General features: G+C 56.9%; 1 protein-coding gene. It reads right to left on the bottom strand.

All coding sequences use genetic code 11. The annotated features are described in order from the left end of the window. Positions 1 to 258: outer membrane protein assembly factor BamB family protein (locus tag EUU22_RS04015; protein WP_439329122.1), on the bottom strand; the 258-nt coding region annotated here is incomplete at its 3' end. Positions 259 to 260 lie beyond the last annotated feature (2 nt).

The raw sequence follows: 260 nt of genomic DNA, 5'->3' as shown, positions 1-260 counted from the left end.
GATGTGCGCCTCGCCCGTGGTGACGTAGATCTTGTCTTCGAACATCGCCAGGCCGCGCTGCGAATTGCCGCTATCGCTTTCACCGATGCGATTTTCCCAGATGATCTCGCCCGTCCGGGCATCCAGCGCCTGCACAATGTTCCCGGGATTGTTAATAAACATCACCCCGTTACGAACGATAGGAGCGGCCTGGTTCGTGCCGTTGTTCATTGCCCAGGTCCAAACCAGGCGCAGATCGTTTACGTTTGCCGCGGTGATTT

It is taken from the genome of Ciceribacter ferrooxidans (genome assembly GCF_004137355.1).
Taxonomy (GTDB): Bacteria; Pseudomonadota; Alphaproteobacteria; order Rhizobiales; family Rhizobiaceae; genus Allorhizobium; species Allorhizobium ferrooxidans.
This window is presented reverse-complemented; position numbering and strand designations above follow the sequence as displayed.